Origin of the sequence: Actinosynnema sp. NPDC059797 (assembly GCF_042732085.1) — a bacterium.
Lineage (GTDB): Bacteria > Actinomycetota > Actinomycetes > Mycobacteriales > Pseudonocardiaceae > Actinosynnema.
This window is the reverse complement of the sequence record NZ_JBHWIE010000155.1, coordinates 12,144-16,797: the sequence shown is the minus strand read 5'-3', so window position 1 is coordinate 16,797 and position 4,654 is coordinate 12,144. Positions and strand designations below refer to the sequence as shown.

Genomic DNA, 4,654 nt, shown 5'->3' with positions numbered 1-4,654 from the left:
GGTACCGGGAGGCGGGTCGGCCGGTGGAGCTGGCCGAGTCGCTGGAGGACGCCGCCGCGCTGCTGGCCGAACTCGGTGACGACGGCGCGGCCGACGCGGCGACGCGGGAGGCCGTGGCGCTCTACCGGGGTTTCGGCGCGGAGTGGGACGCGCGGCGGGCGGGTGCTCGGTTGTGCCGTGCGGCCTGAGGGTCCTCGGGGAAGGCGGGGCGGGACGGGCGCGCGCGGTCGTGCCCGGCGCCGGGTGCGACCGCACCCCATGATCGGGAGGGCCGCGGCGGGGCGTGCCGGGTGGGCGGAGAGGGATGGATGAACGGCGTGGCGACTCGGGTGCGGGCGCACCGTCGCGCTTGGGGAGCCTCAGGGGAAGGGCAGCGGGATGACGGCGTTGCGGTTGGTCGTGCTGGGTCCGGTGCGCGCGTGGGTCGGGGACCGGGAGGTGGCGCTGGGCTCGGCGCGGCCCCGGGCGGTGTTCGCGATGCTCGCGCTGCGCGCGGGCGCGGTGGTGCGGCGGGACGAGCTGGTCGCGGGCGTGTGGGGCCGGGACGCCCCGGCCACCGCGGAGGGCAGCGTCCACACCTACGTCTCGTTGCTGCGCAAGGCATTGGAGCCGGACCGGGCGCGCGGCACGGCGTCGCGGCTGCTGGAGTCCGTCGGTTCGGGCTACCGGCTGCGGTGGGACCCGGCCGCCTCGGACCTGGCCGCGTTCCGGGGGCTGCGGGCGCGCGGTCAGCGGCAGCTGGCCGACGGCGACGCGGACGCCGCGCTGGCCTCGCTGACCGCGGCGCTGGAGCTGTGGCGGGGTGAGGCGCTGGCGGGTTTGAGCGGCCCGTTCACCGAGTCGCGGCGGCGTGAGCTGACCGCGGAGCGGGCCACCGCGCGGGAGCTGCGCGCCGAGGCCGCCCTGGCGACCGGCACGTACACCGACGTGATCGCCGAGCTGGGCGCGCTGGTCGCCGAGGAGCCGCTGCGGGAGCGGGCGCGCGAGCTGCTGGTGCTGGCCCTGCACCACAGCGGGCGCGGCGCGGAGGCGCTGGAGGTGTTCCGCGACGCCCGCCGCGTGCTGGTCGCCGAGCTGGGCGTGGAGCCGGGTCCCGGGCTGCGCGCCGCGCACCAGCTGGTGCTCACCGGCACGCGCCGCGACCCCGCCGCCCCGCACCCCGCGCCGCCGCGGGCGTCCACGATCAGCCACACCTTCCCCCACCACACCGAGCCGGCCGTCACCGCGGCGGTGGTCGAGACCGCGCCGGTGGTCGAGCCGGACCCGGACCCGGATCCGGACCCGGTCGAGGGGCCGGTCCTGCTCGGCCGCGACGCCGAGCTGGACGCCGCCTCGCGCGCGGTCGACGGCCTGTCCGCCGGGCGCGGCCGGGCGCTGTGGATCGAGGGCGAGATGGGCATCGGCAAGTCGGCGCTGCTGACCGCCGTGCTGGCGCGGGCCGCCGCGGCCGGGCACCCGATCGCCCACGCCGTCGCCGACGAGCTGGACAGCCGCTTCCCGCTCCGGCTCGCCCTGGACGCCCTGGGCGTGGACCCCTCCGCCACCGAACCGCGGCGCGCGGCCGTGGCCCGGGCGCTGCGCGAGCGGCAGCCCGCCGGGTCGATCTTCGCGGGCGGCGACCCGGTCGCGGGCGGGGTCGACCGGCTGGTGGCCCTGGTGGAGCAGCTCTGCGCGGACGGGCCGCTGGTGCTGGCGCTGGACGACCTCCAGTGGGCGGACGAGAGCAGCACCGAGGTGTGGCACCGGCTCGGCGCGCTGACCCGCCGCCTGCCGCTGCTGCTGCTGGGCGCGGCGCGACCGGTGCCGCACCGGCCGGAGGTGGCCCGCCTGCGGCGCGTCGTGGAGTCCGGTGGCGGTGCGGTGCTGGACCTGGCGCCGCTGGGCGAGGCGGACGTCGCGGGCATGGTCGCGCGGCTGGTCGGCGCGCCGCCGGGACCCGCGCTGCGCGAGATAGCCGCGCGGGCGGGCGGCAACCCGCTGTACGTGCGCGAGGTCGCGGACGCGCTGCTGCGCGAACGGCTCGTGGTGGTCGGCACCAGGGTGGCCGAGGCGCGCGAGCACGCCTTCGACCGGGCGCCGGGGTCGCTGGTGTCCGCGGTCGGCGGGCGCCTCGACTTCGTGTCCGCCCCCACGCGCGAGGTGCTGCGGTGGGCGGCGCTGCTGGGCGGCGAGTTCGCGATCGACGACCTGGCGATCGTGCTGGGCCGCCCGGTGCCGGAACTGGTGCCCGCGTTCGAGGAGGCCGCCGCGGCGGGTGTGCTGCGCGACGCGGGGCACCGCATCGCCTTCCGGCACCCGGTGCTGCGGCAGGCGCTGTACGAGGGCACGCCGGCGGCGCTGCGCAACGCGTTGCACCAGCAGGCCGCGCAGGCGCTCGCGCGGGCCGGCGCGCCGGTCGACCACGTGGCCGAGCAGTTGCTGGCCGCGCCGGACGACGCCGGGTCGTGGGTGGTGGACTGGCTGCTGCTCCGGGCGCCCGCGCTGGTCTACGAGGCGCCGCTGGTGGCGGTCGAACTGCTCCAGCGGGCGCTGCGGTCGCCGTCGGTGCCCGAGGAGCACGCCGCGACGTTGCGGGCGCACCTGAGCAGCGTGCTGTTCCGGATCGGCCGGGACGTCGAGGCCGAGCACCACGCCCGGCGAGCCCTGCCGCAGTTGCGCGACCCGGACCGGATCGCGGAGGCCCGGTGGACGCTGGCCTACGGGCCGTTCCGCGCGTCGCGGCCGGAGGAGGCGCTGGCGTCGCTGCGGGAGGCGCTGTCCGACCCGGTGCTGCCGGACGCGTGGCGGGCCAGGCTGCTGTCGTTGCAGGCGCTGGTGCAGCGGGCCGGGCTCGACGACCTCGACGCGGCGGCGGCGAGCGCGCGCGAGTCCATCGAGGTGGGCGAGCGCGGAGCCGACCCGTTCGCCATCGGCCAGTCGCTGGAGGTGCTGTGGCAGGTCGACGCGGCGCGGCGCGACTACGTGAGCGCGCTGGCCTACCTGGACCGGGCGCTGGACGTGGTGGGCACCGACCGCAGCCTCACCGACCTGAAGCTGGTGCTGCTGGACAACCGCGTGTTCACGCTCCAGTGCCTGGACCGGCTGGACGAGGCGACCGACACCCTGCGGCTGGCGTTCGAGGTCGCCGGGCACGGCGCACCCGTGGCGGCGCTCCAGGTGGGCGCGTCGGTCCACCGGTTCTGGCTGGGCGGGTGGGACGAGGCGGTGGCCCGGCTGGGCGCGGTGCTCGGTGACGATTCGGGCATCACGGGGTTCGGGCTGCGCGAGGGCGGGACGGTGCTGCTCCACGGCGTGGCCGCGCTGATCGCCGCGCACCGCGACGACGAGCTGGCGCTGAGGCGGCACCTGCACGCGGGCCTGACGGTGCCACTGGTGACGGCGGCGAACAGGGAGAACTGCGACTTCCTGGTAGCCGCCCGAGCCACGTCCGCGTACCGGGACGGCGACCACGCCGAGGCGATCGAGCTGCTGGGCGGGATCCTCGACACGCGTTACGCGCAGATGATGCTGCGGCACCAGTGGCTGCCCGAGCTGGTCCGGATCGCGCTGGACTGCGACGACCGGGCGACGGCGCGCGCTGCGGTGGAGGCGTGCGAGGCGGAGGCGGCCGTGGAGTCGACCGAGGCGAGGGCGGCCGCGGCGGCGCGGAGGTGCCGTTGCGTGTTGGAGGAGGATCCCGACGGGCTCACGGCGGTCGCGGCGCACTACCGGTCGGTGGGCCGGGTGTTCGAACTGGCGCAGACGCTGGAGGACCGCGCGGTCCTCCTGGCCCGCGCGCGGCGTGGGGCGGAGGCCGGGGCGACGTTGCGCGAGGCGGTCGGGCTGTACCGGGATCTGGGTGCGGCGTGGGACATCCGCCGAGCGACCAGCCGCGTTGGCTGAAGTGGGGTCTGATCGACCGGGTCTGATCGACCGGGTCGCTCTCACCGGGCTCGGTCGACGGTGTGCCCACGGCAGCCACCGCCGACCGCCCGGGTCGTGTTCAGCGCAGACAGTCGGTGAAGGTGTGCAGGGCGTCCACGCTGAGGACGAAACGCCGGCTGGGGCCGTCGAACAGCGCTTGGAAGAACCGGGCGAGGACGGGCAGGAGACCGGTGGGGTCGAGCGGTTCGTTCGCGCGCAGGGCGCTTGTGGCCCGGTCCACGCCCTCGTCGTTGACCTGTTGTTGTTCCGGGGTGATCTGCCCGCCCTGTGCGGCGGCGGCCAGTTGGGCGTGCAGTTGCAGTGCGATCAGGTCCGACTGCCGGATCGCCTGCGGTTGCAGCAGCACCAGGCCGGTGCGACCGCTGCCGTACTTGTCGGCCTTTCGGGGCGGGTGGCGAACCGGCGGTCAGGGGCGGTGCGCGACGCCTTCGACCAGTTCGACGGTGGCGCGGGGGTCGTCGACCTGGAGCACCAGGCGGGCGTAGCGCTCGTCGGCCAGTTCGATGACGACGGCTTTGGCGGGGTCGCGCACGTCCCAGAACACGCGGTCGCCGTCGAGGTGGAAGGTGCCCGCGGTGATCACACCGGGGAGGTGGGCGCCGGGGGCGCGGATGCCCTTGGGCTCCTTGATGATCCCGGGGTCCGCGGTGGCGCCCCGGACGTTGGCCAGCGGGATGGTCAGGGTGCTCTTGAGCGCCCAGAGCTTGTTCAGCCCTTCGATCGTCACGAC

The 4,654-nt window shown here is 76.6% G+C and carries 4 protein-coding genes; 2 read left to right on the top strand and 2 right to left on the bottom strand.

Annotated features, from left to right (window positions below):
• Window positions 1-188, top strand: a 188-nt coding sequence (locus tag ACFV4N_RS27300; protein WP_499675456.1) for a hypothetical protein, incomplete at its 5' end; no start/stop codon positions are given.
• A 190-nt stretch (window positions 189-378) separates the two neighbouring features.
• Complete coding sequence (locus ACFV4N_RS27295; protein ID WP_499675455.1) at window positions 379-3,882, top strand: ATP-binding protein; 3,504 nt, start codon at window positions 379-381, stop codon at window positions 3,880-3,882.
• Between the two features lie 100 nt (window positions 3,883-3,982).
• On the opposite strand, the gene ACFV4N_RS27290 is transcribed toward ACFV4N_RS27295, so the two are convergent.
• Both ACFV4N_RS27290 and ACFV4N_RS27285 read right to left on the bottom strand, forming a co-directional pair.
• Window positions 3,983-4,270 carry a hypothetical protein gene (locus ACFV4N_RS27290; RefSeq protein WP_499675454.1) on the bottom strand — a complete coding sequence of 96 codons (288 nt, stop codon included), beginning with the start codon at window positions 4,268-4,270 and terminating at the stop codon, window positions 3,983-3,985.
• Between the two features lie 60 nt (window positions 4,271-4,330).
• The coding region (locus ACFV4N_RS27285) for a hypothetical protein (RefSeq protein ID WP_499675453.1) at window positions 4,331-4,654 on the bottom strand (324 nt) is incomplete at its 5' end.